Raw genomic sequence first — 22,933 nt, 5'->3', positions numbered from 1 at the left:
GGTCACCGGCCCCCGTCGCGCGATTTATTCGATGGGCAACCGCGCTCACGCTCGGTAATCTTCGAGGTCTCCAACCACCCCCGGACCGCTCACGGCTGCCCGCGCTCGGCGGCCTGGGCAAGGAGGCCCATGATCGACGCGTACGAGGATCCCGGGACACCCGACTGTCGGGGCGGCTGGCGGTTCCTGTGGTGGCTGGTGCTGCGGCAGCCGTGGCGGGCGGTGTCCGGCGCGCTGCTGTCGAGCGTGTGGATGGTGCTGATGGCGGCGGCGCCGTATCTGATGTCCCGGGCGGTGGACGACGGGCTGGTGCCGGGGGACATGGGCGCGCTGGCCTGGTGGACCGGGGCGCTGTTCGTGATCGGCGCGGTCAACGCATGGCTGAGCATCATGCGGCACCGCACGATGACCCGGGTCCGGATCGACGCCAACTTCCGTACGGTCAAGCTGATCGTCGGCCAGACCGTCCGACTGGGCGCCGTGCTCTCGCGCCGGGCGCGGGCCGGCGAGGTGATCACGACCGGCGTCGGCGACGTGTGGACGATCGCCCAGTGCCTGACCGTCGTCGGCCCCGGCTTCGGCGCCCTCGTCGTCTACGGCGTGGTCGCGGGCGTGCTGCTGTCGATCTCGGCGCCGCTCGCCGCCGTCGTACTGCTGGGCGTGCCGGTGATCGCGCTGCTCGCGGGGCCGTTGACGCTGCGGCTGCAGAGCGTGGAGACGGAGTACCGGGAGCGGCAGGGCGTGCTGACCGCGCGCATCGGCGATCTCGCGGGCGGCCTGCGGGTCCTCAACGGCCTCGGCGGCAAAGGGCTGTTCGCGGACGCGTTCCGCCGTGACTCGCAGCGGCTGCGCGCCCAGGGCTACCGGGTGGGCGCGGTGGCGAGCTGGGTGCAGGCGGTCGGGATGGGGCTGCCGACGCTGTTCCTCGCGGTCGTGACCTGGCTCGCGGCCCGGCTGGCGGCCCAGGGGCAGCTCAGCATCGGCGAGTTGGTGGCCGTGTACGGCTATGTCGCGGTCCTGATCGGCCCGGTGTCCTTCTTCGTGCAGATGGTCTACGAGTTGAGCCGTGGCGTGGTGGCCGCGCGTCGGGTCGTAGCGCTGCTGCGGCTGGAACCCGCGCTGGACACCGGGGAGTTGGCCGCTCCCGCGGAACCGGCCGCGTTGCACGATCCCGACTCGGGGGTGCGGGTGCTGCCGGGGCGGCTGACCGCGCTGGTCGGGGCGCGGCCCGGGGACGCGCTGGCCGTGGTGGACCGGCTCGGGCGGTACGCGCCGTCCGTGGCGACCTGGGGCGGGGTGCGGCTGGACGCGATGCCGCTGGACCAGGTGCGGGCGCGGATCCTGGTCGCCGACAACGAGGCCGACCTGTTCGCCGGACCGCTCACGGAGGTGGTGTCCGGGCGCCGGGAGCGGTCCACGGAGGCGATGGCGCGGGCCGTGCGCGCGTCCGCCGCCGACGACATCGTGCAGGGGCTGCCGGAAGGGCTGGACTCGGAGGTGGCCGCGCAGGGGCGCAGCCTCTCCGGGGGCCAGCGTCAACGGGTGCGGCTGATAAGGGCGTTGCTCGCCGAGCCGGAGGTGCTGCTCGCGGTGGAGCCGACCTCGGCGCTCGACGCGCACACGGAGGCGGCGGTCGCACGGCGGCTGCACGCGGAGCGCGCGGGCCGTACGACGGTGGTGACCACGACGTCCCCGCTGGTCCTCGACCACGCGGACACCGTGCACTACCTGGTCGACGGCAAGGTCGCGGCCAGCGGCGGCCATCGCCGGCTGCTGGCGGACGAGCCGGGCTACCGCGCGCTGGTGGCCCGGGACACGGAAGAGGAAGAGGTCGTGCGGTGACGGGGTCTTCGTCGGCGAAGGGTCAACTGCCGGTCGCGGGACGGGCTGACGTACGACGGGCCGCGCTGCGGCTGGTGCGGGCGGACCGGCGGGCGTTCGGCGTCGTGCTGGTGGTGAACGCGCTGGCGGCCGGGGCCGGGCTGGTCGGGCCGTGGCTGCTCGGGCGGATCGTGGACGAGGTGCGGGCCGGGGCCGGGGTGGGGGTCGTGGACAAGCTGGCCCTCGTCATCGTGGGGTGCTCGGTGGCCCAGTTGCTGCTGGCGCGCTGGGCGCGGTACGTGGGGCACCGGTTCGGTGAACGCACGCTGGCCCGGGTGCGGGAGGACTTCGTCGACCGGGCGCTGGCGCTGCCCGCGTCGGTGGTGGAGCGGGCCGGGACGGGCGACCTGACCGCGCGCGGCACGGCGGACGTGGCGATCGTCGGCACGACCCTGCGCGATGTCGGGCCCGATCTGCTGGTCAACTCGGTGCAGGCACTGTTCGTGATGGGCGCGGTGTTCGCGCTCGACCCGCTGCTCGGGCTGTTCGGAGTGCTGGGGCTCACGCCGGTGTGGTTCGCGCTGCGCTGGTATCTGCGCCGGGCCCGGGACGGCTATCTCGCGGAGGGCGCGGCCAATTCGGAGGTCGCCGAGATCCTCACGGCGACCGCGTCCGGGGCGCGCACGGTGGAGGCGTTCCGGCTCCAGGAGCGCCGGGTCACCGCGAGCCGCGACACGCTGCGGACGGCTCTGCGGAGCCGGTTGCACACGCTCTACCTGCGGACGGTGTTCTTCCCCGCGGTCGAGATCTCGTACACCGTCCCGGTGGCGGGTGTGCTGCTCGTGGGCGGGTGGCTGCACGGGCGTGGGGCGGTGGGCCTGGGTGCGGTGGTGGCGGCCGCGCTGTATCTGCGGCAGTTCGCCGAGCCCTTGGACCAGATCCTGATGCGGGTCGAGCAACTGCAGAGCAGCGGCGCCTCGTTCGCCCGCGTGGAGGGCCTGGCAGGGGCGCCCCGCGCGGAGGGGGACGGCGACGCCCCGGTTCCGGCGGACGACCGGTTCGATGTGACGGGTGTGCGGTACGCCTACGAGCGCGGCGGCGAGGTGCTGCACGGCGTCGACCTGACCGTACGGCCGGGTGAGCGGCTCGCGGTGGTCGGTCCGTCCGGCGCCGGGAAGACCACGCTCAGCCGACTGCTGGCGGGCGTCGACGCGCCGACCGAGGGCACGGTGACCGTGGGCGGGGTGCCGGTCTCCGGGCTGGCACCGGAGACGCTGCGCCGCCAGGTGGTGCTGGTCACCCAGGAGCACCACGTCTTCCTCGGTTCGGTCCGCGACAACCTCCTGATCGCCGAACCGGCCGCCACGGACAAGGAGTTGTGGGCGGCGCTGACGGCGGTCGGCGCCGAGGAGTGGGTGCGGGAGCTGCCGGACGGCCTGAACACCCGGCTGGGCGCGGGCGGTTCGGTCACGGACGGTTCGCAGGCCCAGCAACTCGCGCTGGCCCGCGTGGTGTTGGCCGACCCGCACACCCTGATCCTGGACGAGGCGACGGCCCTGCTGGATCCGGCCACCGCCCGCCACACCGAGCGTGCCCTGGCCGCCGTGCTGGAGGGCCGTACCGTCATCGCCATCGCCCACCGGCTGCACACCGCCCACGACGCGGACCGGGTCGCGGTGATGGAGAACGGCCTGCTGACCGAACTCGGCCCGCACGAGGAGCTGGTGGCGGCGGAGGGGGCGTACGCGGCGCTGTGGCATTCCTGGCACGGCGAGCGGCCGACGTCCACGTGACCCGGGGGGCGCGCGGCGCCCCCCGGCGGTCCGCATAACGGACATGAACATCCGGACAACGAACGAATTCCGGCCAACTTCCTGACGCGCTCCTGACAGAAAGCGCGGGCTGCTGCCACTCTTCCCACTGGCGCTTCACAGCAACCCCACAGTTTCACTCCTGTGATCCCTGTGATCTCCCCTGGTCGCGTGATCCGCGACCGTCCTGAAGGAGTCAGTGTTGAGAAGCAATTCCTCGCGCAGACGCACCTCCCACATAGTCGCCGCAGTCGGCGTCACCACTCTGCTCGCCGCGGCCGTCCAGGCCGGCGCGACCTCCTCCGCCGCTCCGGCCAAACCCCTTGCCGACAAGGGGAATCCGGCGCACAGCGCAGTCTCGCTCTCCCCCTCGCAGCGCGCCGAGCTGCTCCGCGACGCCGCGTCGGCGCGGACCACGACCGCCAAGGACATCGGCCTCGGCGCCAAGGAGACGCTCGTCGCCCGTGACGTCGTCAAGGACGCCGACGGCACCGTCCACACCCGCTACGAGCGCACCTACGCCGGACTCCCGGTCCTCGGCGGCGACCTGGTCGTCGACACCGCCAAGTCGGGCGCCACCGAGCGCGTCATCAAGGCGACGAACGCCACGATCGCGGTCGCCGACCTCACCCCGGGCGTCGCCACGGCGACCGCCGAGAAGCAGGCCGTCTCCCGCGCCAAGGCCCTCGGCTCCACCAAGTCGGCCGCGGACTCGGCCCGCAAGGTGATCTGGGCGGCGAGCGGCAAGCCCGTCCTCGCCTACGAGACGGTCGTCGGCGGTCTCCAGGACGACGGCACCCCGAACGAACTCCACGTCATCACCGACGCGGCCACCGGCAAGAAGCTCTACGAGTACCAGGGCATCGAGAACGCCACCGGTACCGGCAACACCCAGTACAGCGGCGCGGTCTCGCTGACCACGACCCAGTCGGGCACGTCGTACAACCTCACCGACGGCGACCGCGGCGGCCACAAGACGTACAACCTGAACCACGGCACCTCGGGCACCGGGACCCTGTTCTCGCAGACGAGCAACACCTGGGGCAACGGCACCACGTCGAACGCGGCGACGGCCGGTGCCGACGCGCACTACGGCGCTGCGGAGACCTGGGACTTCTACAAGAACACCTTCGGCCGCAGCGGCATCAAGAACAACGGCGTCGGCGCCTACTCCCGTGTCCACTACGGGAATTCGTACGTCAACGCGTTCTGGGACGACGGCTGCTTCTGCATGACGTACGGCGACGGCTCCGGCAACGCGGACCCGCTGACGGCCATCGACGTGGCGGGGCACGAAATGAGCCACGGTGTCACCTCCAACACCGCCGGGCTCAACTACTCCGGTGAGTCGGGCGGGTTGAACGAGGCGACCTCCGACATCTTCGGCACCGGCGTCGAGTTCTACGCCAACAACTCGACCGACGTGGGCGACTACCTCATCGGCGAGAAGATCGACATCAACGGCGACGGCACCCCGCTGCGTTACATGGACAAGCCGAGCAAGGACGGCGGCAGCGCGGACAGTTGGTACTCGGGTGTCGGCAACCTCGACGTGCACTACTCCTCGGGCATCGCCAACCACTTCTTCTACCTGCTGAGCGAGGGCAGCGGCGCCAAGGTCATCAACGGCGTCAGCTACAACTCGCCCACCTCGGACGGGCTTCCGGTCACCGGCATCGGCCGGGACAAGGCGCTGCAGATCTGGTACCGGGCGCTCACCACGAAGTTCACGTCCACCACCAACTACGCGGCGGCCCGCACCGGGACGCTCGCGGCGGCGGGTGAGCTGTACGGCACGACGGGCGCCGAGTACAAGGCGGTGCAGGACGCGTGGGCGGCCGTGGCGGTCGGTGCGCGCTCCGGTGGCGGCGGCGGTGGCGGCACGTCGTTCGAGAACACGGCCGACGTGTCGATTCCGGACAACGGGGCGGCGGTCACCTCGTCGGTCACCGTGTCCGGGCGGACGGGGAACGCGCCCACGAACCTCGCGGTCGCGGTCGACATCGTGCACACCTGGCGCGGCGACCTGGTGATCGACCTGGTGGCTCCGGACGGGTCGACGTACCGGCTGAAGAACTCCAGCTCGTCCGACTCGGCGGACAACGTGCAGGCCACCTACACGGTCAACGCGTCCTCCGAAGTCGCCAACGGCGTCTGGAAGTTGAAGGTCCAGGACGTGGCGGCACAGGACACCGGCTACATCAACAGTTGGAAGCTTACGTTCCCGTAAAAACCAGCCGTCCACTTCACGCCGCGCAAACAAGACGCCGCCTCGGGGTTTCAACTCCGGGGCGGCGCCCTGTTGTGGGCGTTTACATGGCCGCAACGTTCACCGGACAGTCGATTTTCGGCCAACATCACTTGAGGGTCCTGACATGTACGCGCCCCTGATGCCAGTCTTCCCTCACGCCGCTTCAGCACAGCCGATTCACAACCCGCTCCGGTCAGTAACCCCACGCTGCCGGACTCCCCCACAGAGGAGCTTGCGTGACCCCCCTCTACGCGCGTCACAAGCGCACCACCCTGGCCATCGCCACCGCGGTCGCCGCAGGAGCCCTGCTCGCCACCGGTGTCACCACCGGCGCCGCCGCCCAGCCCGCGGCCGGCAAGGCGGCCCCCCTCGCCGCCGCCCCGCAGTTGCTCTCCAACGCCGCGCGCACCGCGCTGGTCCAGGAGAAGCAGGCCGACGCGGCCGAGACGGCCACGCAGATAGGCCTCGGCACCAAGGAGAAGCTGGTCGTCAAGGACGTCGTCAAGGACGTCGACGGCACGGTGCACACCCGCTACGAGCGCACCTACGCCGGACTCCCGGTCCTCGGCGGCGACCTGGTCGTCCACTCCTCGCCGGCCGGCAAGACGGAGGGTGTCACCAAGGCGCACTCGGCGACCATCAAGGTCGCCACCGTCACGCCGAAGATCACCGTCGCCAAGGCCGAGAAGCAGGCGCTGACCGCCGCCAAGGCCGCTGGTTCGGACAAGACCGCCGCCGACGGTGCCCGCAAGGTCATCTGGGCCGGCGGCGCCACCCCCGTCCTCGCCTACGAGACCGTCGTCGGCGGCCTCCAGGACGACGGCACCCCGAACAAGCTGCACGTCATCACCGACGCGGCCACCGGCAAGAAGCTCTTCGAGTACCAGGGCGTCGAGAACGCCACCGGCACCGGCAAGACCCTGTACTCGGGCACGGTCAGCCTCACCACCACGCTGTCGGGCACCACGTACTCGCTGACCGACGCCTCGCGCGGCGGCCACAAGACGTACAACCTGAAGCACACCACCAGCTCCGGCACCGGCACCCTGTTCACCAACACCACCAACTCGTGGGGCACCGGCGCCGCGTCCAGCTCCACCACCGACGTGACCGCCGCCGCGGACGCCGCCTACGGCGCCCAGGAGACGTGGGACTTCTACAAGAACACGTTCGGCCGCAGCGGCATCAAGAACGACGGTGTCGGCGCCTACTCCCGTGTCCACTACGGCAGTTCCTACGTCAACGCGTTCTGGGACGACGACTGCTTCTGCATGACCTACGGCGACGGGTCCAGCAACACCCACCCGCTGACCTCCATCGACGTGGCCGGCCACGAGATGAGCCACGGCGTCACCGCCAACACCGCGGGCCTGAACTACTCGGGCGAGTCCGGCGGCCTGAACGAGGCGACCTCGGACATCATGGGCACCGGCGTGGAGTTCTACGCGGCCAACTCGTCCGACGTGGGTGACTACCTCATCGGCGAGAAGATCAACATCAACGGCGACGGCACCCCGCTGCGCTACATGGACCAGCCCAGCAAGGACGGCGGCTCCGCCAACTACTGGTCCTCCTCGGTCGGCAACCTCGACGTGCACTACTCGTCGGGCGTCGCCAACCACTTCTTCTACCTGCTGTCCGAGGGCAGCGGCGCGAAGACGATCAACGGGGTGGCCTACAACTCCCCGACGTCCAACGGTGCCACGCTCGCCGGCATCGGCCGGGACAAGGCGCTGCAGATCTGGTACAAGGCGCTGACGACGTACTTCACGTCGACCACCAACTACAAGGCGGCCCGCACCGGGACCCTGAGCGCGGCAGCCGCGCTCTACGGCTCCAGCTCCGCCGAGTACGCCGCGGTGGCGGCGACCTGGACGGCCGTCAACGTCACCTGACGACAGCCGAGTTGACAGGTAAGCGGTAAGGGCGGTACCCGGAGCGAAGGCATCTCCGGGTACCGCCCTACTCTTGGGTCCCATGTCCTTCACGTACGACCACGTCGGCGGGACCCGCGAACGCGGCTTCTGCCCCCCGGGCTTCCACCCCCTCTATGTGCGCAGCCGGATCGGCGAGGGCGAGAAGGTCTTCCGCCGGGCCTCCGAAGCGGTCCTGACCTGGGAGTTGCACCGCGAGCTGGGCGTCGGCATCGAGGCGAGCGCCGACAAGGCCGCCCCCGGCGTGGACGTGACGGTCACCCTGGCCGGCCTGATCAAGGCCCCCTGCCGCATAGTCTGGACGGTCGAGGAACACCGCAGATCCGGCTGGGCCTACGGCACCCTTCCCGGCCACCCCGAATCCGGCGAGGAGGCCTTCGTGGTCGACCGCACGGGCGACGGCACGGTCTGGCTGACGGTCTCCGCGTTCAGCCGCGGCGCGAAGTGGTACGCCCGCCTGGGCGGCCCGGCGACGAGGGGCCTGCAACACGCGTACGCCCGACGGATCGGCAACACGCTGCGGCGGATGTGCGAGCCGTACTCGGAGGTGTGAGCGCACCCGCGCCCCATAGGGGCGCGGGGCTGTGACATGTGCGGCTCCGCCGCGTGGGCGCGACCAGCCACAACGAACCCGCAGACGCACTACCTCATCAGCACTCCGGCCCCTTCAACCCCGTCCTCAGAAGGCACCGCCACCAGCCCCAACTCCGCACTGGACGCCAGCAGTCGGTGCGCAGGCAAGATACGGACCGTGTACCCATAGGGCCCGGTGCGGTCCAGGGAAAGCGGCCCCTCGAACAACCAGTGCCCCTCCGAGTCCGGCGCCCCCACCGGCTTCAGCGGCACCGCCACCCCGTCCCCGATCCGATCCTCGGGGTCCACCCGGCCCGACACCGCCTGCACTTCCACATCGTCCGGGGCGAGCCCGCCCAGCCCCACCCGCACCCGGAGATTCAGCGTCGTACCGAGTTCCGCCGTGGCCGTAGCGGCGGACGTCTCGACGTGATCGACGGTCACTCCGTGCCAGGCCGCCCGCACTCGGCCCTTCCAGGCGGCCAGTTCGCGGGCCGCGTCCGGGGTCATCGCGCGCTGCGCGAGCGCCGCCGGAGCGTACAGCCGCTCCACGTACTCGCGGACCATCCGCCCGGCCAGCACCTTCGGGCCCAGCAACGTCAGCGTCTGGCGCACCATTTCGATCCAGCGGTCGGGCAGACCGTCCTGACCGCGTTCGTAGAAGCGCGGGGTGACGCGCTGCTCCAGGAGGTCGTAGAGCGCGGCGGCCTCCACGTCGTCGCGGTGGTCGGGGTCCGTGCCGGTGCCGTCCGCCGTGGGGATGGCCCAGCCGAAGTCGGGCTGGAACCACTCGTCCCACCAGCCGTCCAGCACCGAGAGGTTGAGGCAGCCGTTCAGCGCGGCCTTCATCCCGCTCGTGCCGCACGCCTCCAGCGGGCGGAGCGGGTTGTTGAGCCAGATGTCGCAGCCGGGGTACAGCTTCTGCGCCATCGCCATGCCGTAGTCGGGGAGGAAGACGATGCGATGCCGGACGCGCGGATCGTCCGCGAACTTCACCAGCTCCTGCACCAGCCGCTTGCCGCCGTCGTCCGCCGGGTGCGCCTTGCCCGCCACCACGATCTGGATCGGATGCTCCGGGTGCAGGAGGAGATCCATCAGCCGGTCGCGGTCGCGCAGCATCAGCGTCAGGCGTTTGTACGACGGGACGCGGCGCGCGAAGCCGATGGTGAGGACGTCGGGGTCGAGGACGCCGTCGATCCAGCCCAACTCGGCCGATCCGGCCCCGCGTTGGCGCCAGGAGGCGCGCAGCCGCTCCCGGACCTCCACCACCAACTGCTCGCGCAGATCGCGGCGCAGCTCCCAGATGTCCTGGTCCGGGATCTCCGCGACCGCGTCCCAGCGGTCCGAACCGCCGACCGTCAGCGCGTCCTCGGTGCGCTGGGCGCCGATCTGCCGCGCGCCGAGCCGGAACACCTCGGGGGCGACCCAGGTCGGCGCGTGCACCCCGTTGGTCACGGAGGTGATCGGCACCTCCTCCGCGTCGAACCCCGGCCAGAGACCGGAGAACATCTCGCGGCTGACCTGTCCGTGCAACAGCGAGACGCCATTGGCCCGTTGACCCAGCCGCAGGCCCATCACGGCCATGTTGAACAGGTTGGGCTCGCCGCCCGGGTAGGTCTCCATGCCCAGGTTCAGGATGTGCTGGACGTCTATGCGCGGGAGTTCGGCCCCGGCACCGAAGTGCGTGGCGACCAACTCCCGGTCGAAACGGTCGATTCCGGCCGGGACGGGGGTGTGCGTGGTGAAGACCGTGCCGGCCCGCACCGCCTCCAGGCCGGCGTCGAAGTCCAGCCCCGCGTCGCAGAGTTCGGCGATCCGCTCCAGGCCGAGGAAGCCCGCGTGGCCCTCGTTGGTGTGGAACACCTCGGGGTCCGGGTGACCGGTCAGCCGACAGTACGTCCGTACCGCCCGCACACCCCCTATGCCGAGCAACATCTCCTGGAGCAGCCGGTGTTCGCTGCCGCCGCCGTAGAGCACGTCGGTCACGCCGCGGGCGCCGAGGTCGTTCTCCTCGACGTCCGAGTCCAGCATCAGCAGCGGTACCCGGCCGACCTGTGCCAGCCAGATCCGGGCGCGCAGCGAGCGGCCGCCGGGCAGGGCGATGGAGACCTGGGCCGGGGAGCCGTCGGTCTCCCTCAGCAGTGCCACCGGGAGTTCGTTGGGGTCGAGGACCGGATAGGTCTCCTGCTGCCAGCCGTCGCGGGACAGCGACTGGCGGAAGTAGCCGTGCCGGTAGAGGAGTCCGACGCCGATCAGCGGTACGCCGAGGTCGCTGGCCGATTTGAGATGGTCGCCGGCGAGGATGCCGAGACCGCCGGAGTACTGGGGCAGGGCGGCCGTGACACCGAACTCCGGGGAGAAGTAGGCGACGGCGGCGGGCAGTTCACCGGGGTGGGTCTGGTACCAGCGGTCACCGCCCACGTAGTCGGCGAGGTCCCCGGCGACCTCGGTGAGCCGGCGCAGGAATCGGCTGTCCCCGGCCAGCTCGGCGAGCCGCTCGGCCGACACGCTGCCGAGGAGTCGTACGGGATCGTGTTCCGAGGCGGCCCAGCGCTCGGGATCGACGGACTGGAAGAGATCACGGGTGTCTGCGTGCCAGGACCAGCGCAGATTGCGCGCGAGATCGCTGAGCGGACGGAGGGGTTCGGGGAGGACGGGACGGACGGTGAATCGACGGATCGCCTTCACAGCTCCACCTCGGCGCGTTCGCTGGATGACACACGGCAATGTGCGTCGTCGTGTGCTGATGACGGTACCGGTGTTGGTGTGGGCGTGGCTGGGAGCTCCGCCCCCGGACCCCCGACAGGCAAGTTGTTGTCGCCTGTACTGAAAAGGCGCCCTCGTGCGCCCTTGTGGTGCTTCGCACCGCACGAGAGGCTGCCCCGTGGAGAGTTGAAGGAGGGGAACTCGACATGGCACGGACGCGTACGCGGCGTCTGCGTCGGGTGGGGGGTCTGACCGCGGTGATCACTGCCGTGGTGATGTCGGCCATCACTCTGCCCGCGCACGCCGCACCGGAGGGGACGGTCATCGGCGACGGTGAACCCGGTTCCGTCAGCGGCAGTTACCTGGTGACGCTCAAGGGGGGAACGAGAGCTCCGTCGGCCGCCGGAAAGGACCTGGCCCGGACGTACGGGGCGAAAATAAGCCACACCTACGGCACGGCCCTCAACGGCTATGCCATCGAGGCGAACGAGAGACAGGCGAGACTCCTCGCGGCGGACCCGCGGGTCGCCTCCGTCGCGCAGGACACCCGGATCACCATGGACCGCACCCAGCGCAACCCTCCGTCCTGGGGGCTGGACCGGCTCGACCAGCCGGGCCTGCCGCTGAACAGGAGCTACACCTCGCCGGGCTCCGGAGGCGGCGGCGTGACGGTGTACGTGATCGACACCGGCATCCGGATCACCCACAAGGACTTCGGCGGCCGGGCGGGCTACGGCTGGGACTTCGTCGACAACGACGCCATCGCCCAGGACGGCAACGGCCACGGCACCCATGTGGCCGGCACGGTCGCCGGCACCGCGTACGGCGTCGCCAAGAAGGCCAGGGTGGTCGCCGTCCGGGTCCTCGACAACGCGGGAGCCGGTACGACCTCGCAGGTCCTCGCCGGTATCGACTGGGTCACCCGGCACGCGCACAAGCCCGCGGTCGCCAATCTCAGCCTGGGCGGCCGTCACAACGACCAGCTCGACGCGGCCGTACGCAACTCGATCGCCTCCGGTGTCACGTACACGGTCGCGGCGGGCAACGACGGGCTGCAGGCCGGCCTGTACTCCCCCGCGGACGTGAAGCAGGCGATCACCGTCGGCGCCACCGACCGGAACGACGCCCGGGCGCCGTTCTCGAACCTCGGTCCGGCCGTCGACCTGTTCGCCCCGGGTGTCTCGATCACCTCCGCGTCGTCCGCGAGCAACACCGGGAAGGCGACGTTCTCGGGTACGTCGATGGCGTCGCCGCACGCGGCCGGCGCGGCGGCGGTCTATCTCGCCGGCCACCCGCGTGCCACCCCGGCACAGGTCTCGGCGGCACTCGTCGCGGGGGCGGTTTCCGGGAAGGTGTCCGGCGCGGGGCCCGGTTCGCCGGACAAACTTCTGCAAGTACCGCGGTCGTAGTGCGGGAGTGACAGATCCGGCCCCGTTCACCCAGGGACGGGGCCGGATCTTTTGTGGAGACCTGCGCGTAAGTAGTTAGCAACCTGCCGGATTGCTAACCCGAATAGGGTGGGAAGGCTCCACCGGTACGCCCCCCAGACGCACCACGGGATCTCCTTCGCAGGACCCACCTCCCCACATCCATCCGCCCATACCCACGTTGACGCGGACAGGAGCGGTCATGCCCGCCACGCACCACTCGTCAGCACCCCCGACATCCGGCCCGGACACGCCCCGCGTGCGCCCGGCCGGCACGGCACCGCCCGCCCCGGAGCCACCCTCCGCGGGCGCCACGTCCCCCGGCATCGGACGCATCCCCGTCCTCGATGTCCGGCCGGTCGTCCAGCACGGCCACCGGTCCGCCAAGGCGGTGACCGGTGAGGCCTTCGAGGTGTCGGCCACCGTCTTCCGCGAGGGCCACGACGCGGTCGCCGCCAACGCCGTCCTCTACGACCCGGACGGCCGCCCCGGCCCATGGACCCCGATGCGGGAGCTCGCCCCCGGCAGCGACCGCTGGGGCGCCACCGTCACGCCCGGCGCACCCGGCCGGTGGACGTACACCGTGGAGGCCTGGAGCGATCCGGTCGCCACCTGGCGCCACCACGCCGGGATCAAGATCCCGGCCGGCATGGACACGGACCTGGTCCTGGAGGAGGGCGCGCGGCTGCACGAACGCGCCATCGCCGGCGTACCGAAGGGCAAGGGCCTGCGGCCCGTCCTCCGCACCGCCGTCACCGCCCTCCGCGACGAGACCCGCCCGCCCGCGTCCCGGCTGGCCGCCGCGCTGACGCCGGAGGTGGACGAGATCCTGGCCCGGTACCCCCTGCGGGAACTGGTCACGGCCTCCGAGCCGCGCGGGCTGCTGGTGGAGCGGGAGCGCGCGCTCTACGGCGCCTGGTACGAGTTCTTCCCCCGCTCCGAGGGCACCGCGGCCGAGCCCCACGGCACGTTCCGTACGGCGGCGAAACGGCTCGCGGGCATCGCGGCGATGGGCTTCGACGTCGTCTACCTGCCGCCGATCCATCCCATCGGGACCACCTTCCGCAAGGGTCCGAACAACACCCTGTCGGCGGGGCGCGACGATGTCGGCGTCCCGTGGGCGATCGGCTCACCCGAGGGCGGCCACGACGCGATCCACCCCCGGCTCGGCACGCTGGAGGACTTCGACGCGTTCGTAGGACGGGCTGCCGAGCTGGGCCTGGAGATCGCGCTGGACTTCGCGCTCCAGTGCTCGCCGGACCACCCATGGGTGGACAAGCACCCGGAGTGGTTCCACCACCGCCCCGACGGGACGATCGCGTACGCGGAGAACCCGCCGAAGAAGTACCAGGACATCTACCCGATCGCCTTCGACCGGGACATGGACGGCCTGATCGCCGAGACCCTGCGCGTGCTGCGGCACTGGATGGACCACGGGGTGCGGATCTTCCGCGTCGACAACCCGCACACCAAGCCGGTCGTGTTCTGGGAGCGGGTGATCGCGGACATCAACGGCACCGACCCGGACGTGATCTTCCTGGCCGAGGCCTTCACCCGTCCCGCGATGATGGCCACCCTCGCCCAGACCGGCTTCCAGCAGTCGTACACCTACTTCACCTGGCGCAACACGAAGGCCGAACTCACCGACTACCTCAGCGAGTTGGCGGGCGAGTCGGCCGCCTACATGCGGCCGAACCTGTTCGTGAACACCCCCGACATCCTGCACGAGTTCCTCCAGGAAGGCGGTCGGCCGGCCTTCGAGCTGCGGGCGGTACTCGCCGCGACCCTCTCTCCCACGTGGGGGGTGTACAGCGGGTATGAGTTGTGCGAGAACACACCGTTGCGGCCCGGCAGCGAGGAGTATCTGGACTCCGAGAAGTACCAACTCCGTCCCCGCGACTGGGTGTCGGCCGAGCGGGAAGGACGTAGCATCGCGCCATTGCTGGGCAAGCTCAACGACATCCGGCGCCGCAGCCCCGCGTTGCGGCAGTTGCGTGACCTCCACTTCCATCACACGGACCAGGAGGCGGTGATCGCGTACTCGAAGCGGAGTGGTTCGAACACGGTTCTGGTGGTCGCGAACCTCGATCCGCACCACACCCAGGAGGCCACGGTCTCGTTGGACATGCCGCAACTCGGCCTGGAATGGCACGAGTCGGTGCCGGTGCGCGACGAGCTCACCGGTGAGACCTATCACTGGGGCAGGGCCAACTATGTGCGCCTGGAACCGGGCAACCGGCCCGCACACATCCTCACCGTCCTGCGACCGTCCCCGCAGATCGGAGGGTCACCCACAATATGATCGTCAACGAGCCCGTCCCGGACACCTTCGAGGACACTCCCGCCAAGGACCGGGACCCCGAGTGGTTCAAACGCGCCGTCTTCTACGAGGTCCTGGTCCGCTCCTTCCAGGACAGCAACGGCGACGGCATCGGTGACCTCAAGGGCATCACCGCCAAACTCGACTACCTCCAGTGGCTCGGCGTCGACTGCCTCTGGCTACCGCCGTTCTTCAAGTCCCCGCTGCGCGACGGCGGTTACGACGTCTCCGACTACACCGCCGTACTCCCCGAATTCGGCGACCTGGCGGACTTCGTCGAGTTCGTCGACTCCGCCCACCAGCGGGGCATGCGCGTCATCATCGACTTCGTCATGAACCACACCAGCGACCAGCACCCGTGGTTCCAGGAGTCGAGGAAAGACCCCGACGGCCCCTACGGCGACTACTACATGTGGGCCGACGACGACAAGCAGTACCCCGACGCCCGCATCATCTTCGTCGACACCGAGGCGTCGAACTGGACCTTCGACCCGGTCCGCAAGCAGTACTTCTGGCACCGCTTCTTCTCCCACCAGCCGGACCTCAACTACGAGAACCCGGCCGTCCAGGAAGAGATCATCTCGGCGCTGAAGTTCTGGCTGGACCTGGGCATCGACGGCTTCCGGCTGGACGCCGTGCCGTACCTGTTCGCGGCCGAAGGCACCAACTGCGAAAACCTTCCGGCAACCCATGAGTTCCTCCGCCGGGTGCGCAAGGAGATCGACGCGCAGTACCCCGACACGGTGGTGCTCGCGGAGGCGAACCAGTGGCCCGAGGACGTCGTCGACTACTTCGGCGACTTCCGGAGCGGCGGGGACGAATGCCATATGGCGTTCCACTTCCCGGTGATGCCGAGGATCTTCATGGCCGTACGACGGGAGTCGAGGTATCCGGTCTCGGAGATCCTCGCGAAGACCCCCGCGATCCCCTCCGGCTGCCAGTGGGGCATCTTCCTGCGCAACCACGACGAGTTGACCTTGGAAATGGTCACCGACGAGGAACGCGACTACATGTGGGCGGAGTACGCGAAGGACCCGCGTATGCGCGCCAACATCGGAATCAGGCGGCGCCTGGCCCCGTTGCTGGACAACGACCGCAACCAGATCGAGCTGTTCACCGCCCTGCTGCTGTCGCTCCCCGGCTCGCCGATCCTCTACTACGGCGACGAGATCGGGATGGGCGACAACATCTGGCTCGGCGACCGCGACGCCGTCCGCACGCCGATGCAGTGGACACCGGATCGCAACGCAGGTTTTTCGTCCTGTGACCCCGGCCGGCTGTCGCTGCCGACCATCATGGACCCCGTCTACGGCTACCAGGTCACCAACGTCGAGGCGTCGATGTCGTCGCCCTCCTCGCTGCTGCACTGGACGCGCCGCATGATCGAGATCCGTAAGCAGAACCTGGCGTTCGGCCTCGGCTCGTACCGGGAACTGCCGTCGTCGAATCCAGCGGTGATCGCGTTCCTGCGCGAGTACGAGGACGATCTCGTCCTGTGCGTGAACAACTTCTCCCGGTTCGCGCAGCCGACGGAACTCGACCTGCGGGCGTTCAATGGGAGGCATCCGGTCGAACTGTTCGGCGGGGTGCGCTTTCCGGCCGTAGGAGAGCTGCCGTATCTGCTGACACTGGCGGGGCACGGCTTCTACTGGTTCCGGCTCCGCAAGGAAGCCGCCTAGAGGTCCGGTCCCCGGGGCGGGGGTGGGGCGGTTTCGGTTTCCCTCGCCCCGTCCGGGGCACGCAACAGTGACACCCCGACCCACCCCCGGGGAAAGGAATGTGACACCTATGGCGGAGACTGTCACAATTTCCGGCCGGACCGGTCCGGGTCCCGGGCCGGGGCTCCTCGCATCGCTCGACCCCCTGCTGCGGGGGTGGCTGCCGAGGCAACGGTGGTTCGCGGGCAAGGGGCGTCCCGTCACCGGTTTCTCGCTGGTGGCGGCGACGGAGCTGCTTCCGCTGGACGGCCCGTTGGGCCTCTACCACCTCCTGGTCCGCGCCCATCAGCCACAGTCCCAGGGCGACTGCTACCAACTCCTCATAGGCGTGCGCGAGGCGCTGCCGCCCCGGCTCGCACCCGCGCTGATCGGACATGTGGAGGAGGGCCCGCTCGCCGGTCACACGGTGTACGAGGCCCTGTACGACCCCCGGCCCGCCGAGGTGCTCCTGGAGGCGCTGCGCACCCAGGCCCGCATCGGCGGGCTGCGCTTCGAGCGGGCCCCGGACGGCCCGGACCTCGGCCCCGGTCTCGCCCCGCGCCTGATGACCGGCGAACAGTCCAACTCGTCGGTCGTCTACGGCGACGCGTTCATCCTGAAACTGCTGCGCCGGATCGTGCCCGGCACCAACCCCGACCTCGAACTCCCGCTGGCTCTCGCGTTGGAGGGCTGCCCCCGGGTGCCGGCGCCGACGGCGTGGCTACGGGCGGAGTTCGCCGACGAGCCGTACGTCCTAGGAGTCCTCCAGCCGTTCGTGCAGGGCGCGGCGGACGGCTGGGAGCTGGCGCTGGGCGAGTTGGCCAAGGGGGAGGATTTCGGCGCGGAGGCGCGGGCGCTGGGGCGGGCCACGGCGGAGGTGCATGTCGCCCTGGCGCGAGCGCTTCCGACGGTGACGTTGGGCCACGTCCAGTTGCAGCTCCTGGTCACGGGCATGACCGAACGCCTGAACGCGGCGGCGCAAGCGGTACCGGCACTCCGCCCCTACGCCCCCGGTCTGCACTCGGCGTTCTCGGCGCTGGCGGACCTGGCGGCCGAGGGCCAGACATGGACGGCCCAGCGCATCCACGGAGACCTCCACCTCGGCCAGTGCCTGCACTCACCGTCCGGGGAGTGGTCCCTGATCGACTTCGAGGGCGAGCCGTCCAGGCCGCTGGCGGAACGCCGTATGCCCCAGCCGACGGTGCGGGACATCGCGGGGATGCTGCGTTCCTTCGACTACGCGGCCCACTCGACGACTCCGCCGGCACCGGGCTGGGCGGACCGGTGCCGGGCCGCGTACTGCTCCGGGTACGCGGAGATCACCGGCGTGGACCCGCGTACGGACCCGGTCCTGCTCCGCGCGTACGAGACGGACAAGGCGATCTACGAAGTCCTCTACGAGGCCCGCCACCGCCCCGACTGGCTCCCGGTCCCCTTGTCCGCGGTACGCCGCCTGGCCGACCCCGACTCCAACTCCACCCCCTGACCCACCCGCCCAGGAGGCTCCACCCGTGACCCCGCGTCCCCCGTCCCCGTCCAACGGCCCGGATCCCAAGCCGAGGAAGAAGCCGGCGCAGGAGAAGAGCCGTGCGGAAGTGCAGCCGAGGGCTTCCATGAAGGAGGGGGGCGGTGGGGGCAGCGGCTTGGGCTTGAAGAAGGCGGCCCGGGGTGAGGGGGCGGCGGGCACAGGGGTGAGCGGGATGCTGGCGGCCAAGGGGGCGGCGTCCGTGAAGAAGGCGCCAATGAAGAGGGGCGCGGAGGAGAAGGCCCGTACGGAGACGGACGCCGTGGCGAAGGCCCGCACGAAGAAGAACGGTACGGAGAAGGCCGGTACGGAGAAGGACGCTGCGAAGAGGGCCGGTAAGGGGAAGGCGGGCACGGAAAGGGCGGCGGCTGAGAAGGCTGTGCCTGGGAAGGCCGGAGCCAAAGGGACGGCGACCAAGAGCACGCCGACCGACACCGCCGAGCTCGGAAAGGCCGCGGCCAAGAAGGCGACCGCGAAGAACGCCGGCCCGAAGAAGGCAGCGGCAAAGATCGTCGTGACCAAGAAGATCTCGGCGAAGAACGCGACAGCGAACAAGAACGCCGTGGCGAAGACTGGTTCGGCGGAAGTGACCTCGGCGACAAAAGCTGCGACGGAGAAGGCCATGACGAAGACTGGCGCCGCGAAGACGGGTACGGCGAAGAGGACGAACGTGACGGCGAAGGTCCCGGCGGAGACGGGCTCGGCGGAAAAAGTCGTGGCGGAGACAGGCAGCGCGAAGAAGGCCGAGACGAAAAAGGCCGAGACGAAGAGGGCAGAGGCGAAGGAAGCCGTGAGCAAGAAGGCCGCAGCGAAGAAGGGTGCCGGGAAGAAGAACTCGGCGAAGAAGGGCCTGGCCAGGAAGACGAGCGTGCCTTCCGAGAAGTCCACGCGGAGGACGGTGACCGCCGACACGGGGGTGGATTCAGAGTCGGCTTCTCCCACCCAGGACGGGGCGACTGCGGCGCCGGAACAGGCGGTTTCCGTATCGGAGATGGGGGCTGCCGCATCGGAGCAGACGGCTGCCGCCTCCGACATCGGGTCCATTCCTGAGCCGGGGCTCACGTCGGAGCCGGGGCTCACGTCGGAGCCGGGGCTCACGTCAGAGCCGGGGCTCACGTCGGAGCCGGGGCTCACGTCGGAGCCGGGGCTCACGTCAGAGCCGGGGCTCACGTCAGAGCCGGAGCTCACGTCAGAGCCGGAGCTCACGTCAGAGCCGGAGCTCACGTCAGAGCCGGAGCTCACGTCAGAGCCGGAGCTCACGTCAGAGCCGGAGCTCACGTCAGAGCCGGAGCTCGCCTCGGAGCCGGAGCTCACGTCAGAGCCGGGGCTCGCCTCGGAGCCGGGGCTCACGTCGGAGCCGGGGCTCGCCTCGGAGCCGGGGCTCACGTCGGAGCCGGGGCTCGCCTCGGAGCCGAGCCTCGCCTCAGAACCCGGCCCCGCCTCGGAACCGGGTCCCACCTTGGAACCGAGCCTTGCCTCGGAACTCGGTCCCACCTCAGAGCCAGGCCCCACCTCAGAGCCAGGCCTTGCCTCAGAGCCAGGCCTTGCCTCGGAACCCGGTCCCATCTCAGAACCGAGCCTTGCCTCGGAACCCGGTCCCACCTCAGAGCCAGGCCTTGCCTCAGTGCCAGGCCCCACCTCAGAACCAGGTCCCGTCACGTCAGAGCCGAGCCTCGCCTCAGTACCCAGCCTCGCCTCAGAACCCGACCCCACCTCAGAGTCGGCCGCACCGCCAGCGCCCGGCGAGACCGCAGAGTCGAGCAAGACCTCGGCCCACCCCACCGCCGCACCAACTCCGACGGTGATACCGACCCCGGCCGACACCCCGAAGCCGGCCACACCACCGACACCGCCCACCGCACCGACCCCGCCCACCGCTCCAGCCCCAGCCACGCTGCCCGCATCCGCCGACGCCCCGGAGTTGCCCACGCCTCCGGCCCAGCCCGCCGCACCGAACGTGCCCGCATCACCGGTCTCAGCCGACGCCCCGAAGCCGGCCGCACCGCCGACGCCGCCCCCTGGTCCGAGCCTGCCCGCACCACCGACGCCGGCCACTGCTCCGAACCTGGCCACTCCACCGACCCCGCCCACTGCCCCGGACCTGCCCGCACCACCGCCCCCTCCCACCGCAACAACCCCGTCGGCCACCCCGTCGTCGACACCGGCGGCCCCGCTGACAGCCTCCGCCGACACCCCGAAGCCGGACACCTACCCGACCTCGGCCGAAGCCACTGAGGCGACCACCGCTCCGCCCGCCGAGCCAGCCCCGGCACCGACTCCTCTGGCGGTCCCGACTGACGCCCCCGAGTCGGTCACGCCGTCGCCGTCAACCGCGTCTGCTCCGGACCCGACTCCGGCCGTCGCCCCAGAGTCGGCCGTACCCCCGGCCACCACACCCGCTCCGCCGGCGACGCCGGCCCCGCTGTCGGCCGCGGCCGAAGACCCGGAGGCGGCCACGCCGACGACGTCACCCAGCGAAACCGCCTCGCTCACACCGCCGACCTCCGCCGACACCCCGAAGCCGACCATCCCCACCCCCACGCCCGCCCCGCCCACCGACCCGACCCCGCTGATCGCCCCCACAGGCGACACCCCCGAATCAGCCCCGCCCCCGAGCATCGCCGTCTCCCCCGCCCTCGACGCGACGGACCGCGAGCGGCTCCTCCACGGAACCCACCACGCCCCCCACTCCGTACTCGGCGCCCACCCGGTCCCGGGTGGCGTCGCCTTCAGGGTGTTTCGGCCGTTCGCGCTCGGAGTGACCGTGGTGGCAGGGCAGTTGAGGGCCGAGTTGCATGACGACGGGGACGGTTTCTTCTCCGGGCTGGTCCCCCTCTCCGTTGTGCCGGAGTATCGGCTCGCCGTGGCCTACGACGGCGCCGTGCAGGAGGTCGAGGACGCGTACCGGTTCCTGCCCGCGCTCGGGGATCTGGACCTGTATCTGCTCGGTGAGGGCCGGCACGAGGAGTTGTGGCAGGCGCTCGGGGCGCGGCCGATGACGCATCAGGGGGTCGCCGGCACCCGCTTCACCGTGTGGGCGCCGAACGCCCAGGGCGTACGCCTCGCCGGCACCTTCAACTTCTGGGACGGAACAGGCGCCCCGCTGCGCTCACTCGGCTCCACCGGTGTCTGGGAACTGTTCATGCCGGGCATCGGCGCGGGCGAGCTGTACAAGTTCGAGATCACCCGCCCCGATGGTTCCAAGACGCTGCGCGCCGACCCCATGGCCCGCCACACCGAGGTCCCGCCCGCAACCTCCTCGATCGTCCACGCCTCGCACTACGAGTGGCACGACGAGGCCTGGCTCGCCCAGCGCACCGAACTCCCCGCCCACAAAGCCCCCTTCTCCGTCTACGAGCTCCATCTCGCCTCCTGGCGCCCCGGCCTGACGTACCGCCAGCTCGCCGAACAACTCCCCGCCTACATCAAGGACTTGGGCTTCACCCACGTCGAGCTGATGCCGGTCGCCGAGCACCCCTTCGGCGGTTCCTGGGGCTACCAGGTCACCGGCTTCTACGCCCCGACCTCCCGCCTCGGCACCCCGGACGACTTCAAGTTCCTCGTCGACACCCTGCACCAGGCCGGCATCGGTGTCCTCATGGACTGGGTACCGGCCCACTTCCCGCGCGACGACTGGGCGTTGGCCGAGTTCGACGGCCGCCCCCTGTACGAGCACGCGGACCCGCTCCGTGCCGCGCACCCCGACTGGGGCACCCTGGAATTCGACTTCGGCCGCCGCGAGGTACGCAACTTCCTTGTGGCGAACGCCGTTTACTGGTGCGAGGAGTTCCACATCGACGGCCTGCGCGTGGACGCGGTCGCCTCGATGCTCTACCTCGACTACTCACGCGAGCCGGGCCAGTGGACCCCGAACGAGCACGGCGGCCGGGAGAACCTCGACGCGGTCGCCTTCCTCCAGGAGATGAACGCGACGGTGTACCGCAGGGTGCCCGGTGTCGTGACGATCGCCGAGGAGTCCACCGCCTGGGACGGCGTCACCCGCGCCACCCACCACATCGGCCCCGGCGGATTCGGCGGCCTGGGCTTCGGGCTGAAGTGGAACATGGGCTGGATGCACGACTCGCTCGACTACATGTCGCACGAGCCCGTCCACCGCAAGCACCACCACGGCGAGATGACGTTCTCCATGGTGTACGCGTACAGCGAGAACTACGTCCTGCCCATCTCGCACGACGAAGTCGTCCACGGCAAGCGGTCGTTGGTCTCGAAGATGCCCGGCGACTGGTGGCAGCAGCGCGCCAACCTCCGCGCCTACCTCGCCTTCATGTGGGCCCACCCCGGCAAGCAACTCCTCTTCATGGGCCAGGAGTTCGCCCAGGGCGCGGAGTGGTCCGAGACCCACGGCCCCGACTGGTGGCTCCTCGACCCGGCCTACGGCGCGGAGGCGGACCACCGCGGCGTACGCGACCTCGTCCGCGACCTCAACACCGTCTACCGCCACACCCCCGCCCTCTGGCAACTCGACACCGACCCGGCCGGCTTCCAGTGGGTGACGGGCGACGCGGCCGAGGACAACGTCTTCGCCTTCCTCCGCTACGACACCGACGGCTCCCCCCTCCTCGCCGTCAGCAACTTCTCCCCGGTGGTCCGCCACGACTACCGCCTGGGCGTCCCGGACGACATCCCTGCCTGGCGCGAAACCCTCAACACCGACACGGCCCTCTACGGCGGCGGCGACATCACCAACCCCGACCCCATCAAGCCCGAGCCCCAGCCGTGGCACGGCCGCCCGGCAAGCATCCGCCTCACCTTGCCACCACTGGCAACGGTCTGGCTGCGGCCTGCGTAGCAACCCGACGTCGTAAGCGCCGGCCGGCAATATCCAGCCGGTCCGGCGCCCTTCCAAC

General features: G+C 70.5%; 11 protein-coding genes. 10 read left to right on the top strand and 1 reads right to left on the bottom strand.

Annotated elements, in window-relative coordinates:
- Positions 1-129: 129 nt before the first annotated feature.
- The 5 genes from OG223_RS35845 to OG223_RS35825 all read left to right on the top strand — a co-directional run bounded on the left by OG223_RS35845 (position 130) and on the right by OG223_RS35825 (position 8,370).
- Positions 130-1,842 (top strand): ABC transporter ATP-binding protein, encoded by a 1,713-nt coding sequence (locus OG223_RS35845; protein WP_329257716.1) that lies wholly within the window; start codon positions 130-132, stop codon positions 1,840-1,842.
- The gene (locus OG223_RS35840; RefSeq protein ID WP_329257713.1) at positions 1,839-3,614 is read left to right on the top strand and encodes an ABC transporter ATP-binding protein; all 1,776 of its coding nucleotides are present in this window, start codon (positions 1,839-1,841) and stop codon (positions 3,612-3,614) included. The genes OG223_RS35845 and OG223_RS35840 overlap by 4 nt, the downstream gene beginning before the upstream one ends.
- 220 nt (positions 3,615-3,834) lie before the next feature.
- A complete protein-coding gene (locus OG223_RS35835) occupies positions 3,835-5,862 on the top strand; it encodes a M4 family metallopeptidase (RefSeq protein ID WP_329257710.1) in 2,028 nt (675 codons plus the stop codon).
- Positions 5,863-6,119: 257 nt separating this feature from the next.
- Positions 6,120-7,778, top strand: a complete 1,659-nt coding sequence (locus tag OG223_RS35830) for a M4 family metallopeptidase (RefSeq protein WP_329257707.1) — start codon at positions 6,120-6,122, stop codon at positions 7,776-7,778.
- 82 nt (positions 7,779-7,860) lie between these two features.
- Positions 7,861-8,370, top strand: coding sequence for a DUF1990 family protein (locus OG223_RS35825; protein WP_329257704.1), 510 nt, complete (start codon positions 7,861-7,863; stop codon positions 8,368-8,370).
- An 89-nt stretch (positions 8,371-8,459) separates the two neighbouring features.
- Here the strand turns inward: OG223_RS35825 and OG223_RS35820 are convergent, their stop codons facing one another.
- On the bottom strand, positions 8,460-11,078 hold the full coding sequence (locus OG223_RS35820) for a glycosyltransferase family 1 protein (protein WP_329257701.1): 2,619 nt from the start codon (positions 11,076-11,078) through the stop codon (positions 8,460-8,462).
- 224 nt (positions 11,079-11,302) lie between these two features.
- Between OG223_RS35820 and OG223_RS35815 the strand changes: the two genes are divergently transcribed.
- From OG223_RS35815 to glgB, 5 genes are all read left to right on the top strand, one after another.
- A complete protein-coding gene (locus OG223_RS35815; RefSeq protein ID WP_329257698.1) occupies positions 11,303-12,505 on the top strand; it encodes a S8 family peptidase in 1,203 nt (400 codons plus the stop codon).
- Between the two features lie 220 nt (positions 12,506-12,725).
- Positions 12,726-14,825, top strand: a complete 2,100-nt coding sequence (locus tag OG223_RS35810; RefSeq protein WP_329257695.1) for an alpha-1,4-glucan--maltose-1-phosphate maltosyltransferase — start codon at positions 12,726-12,728, stop codon at positions 14,823-14,825.
- Positions 14,822-16,522 (top strand): maltose alpha-D-glucosyltransferase, encoded by a 1,701-nt coding sequence (gene treS, locus OG223_RS35805; RefSeq protein ID WP_329257692.1) that lies wholly within the window; start codon positions 14,822-14,824, stop codon positions 16,520-16,522. The genes OG223_RS35810 and treS overlap by 4 nt, the downstream gene beginning before the upstream one ends.
- A gap of 109 nt (positions 16,523-16,631) precedes the next feature.
- Positions 16,632-18,026 (top strand): maltokinase N-terminal cap-like domain-containing protein, encoded by a 1,395-nt coding sequence (locus tag OG223_RS35800; protein ID WP_329257689.1) that lies wholly within the window; start codon positions 16,632-16,634, stop codon positions 18,024-18,026.
- 1,840 nt (positions 18,027-19,866) lie between these two features.
- The gene (glgB, locus tag OG223_RS35795; RefSeq protein ID WP_329257686.1) at positions 19,867-22,875 is read left to right on the top strand and encodes a 1,4-alpha-glucan branching enzyme; all 3,009 of its coding nucleotides are present in this window, start codon (positions 19,867-19,869) and stop codon (positions 22,873-22,875) included.
- The last annotated feature ends 58 nt before the right edge of the window (positions 22,876-22,933 follow it).

Origin of the sequence: Streptomyces sp. NBC_01478, from assembly GCF_036227225.1 — a bacterium.
Lineage (GTDB): Bacteria > Actinomycetota > Actinomycetes > Streptomycetales > Streptomycetaceae > Streptomyces.
Note: the sequence above shows the minus strand (reverse complement) of the source record. Positions and strands in the feature narration are given on the sequence as shown.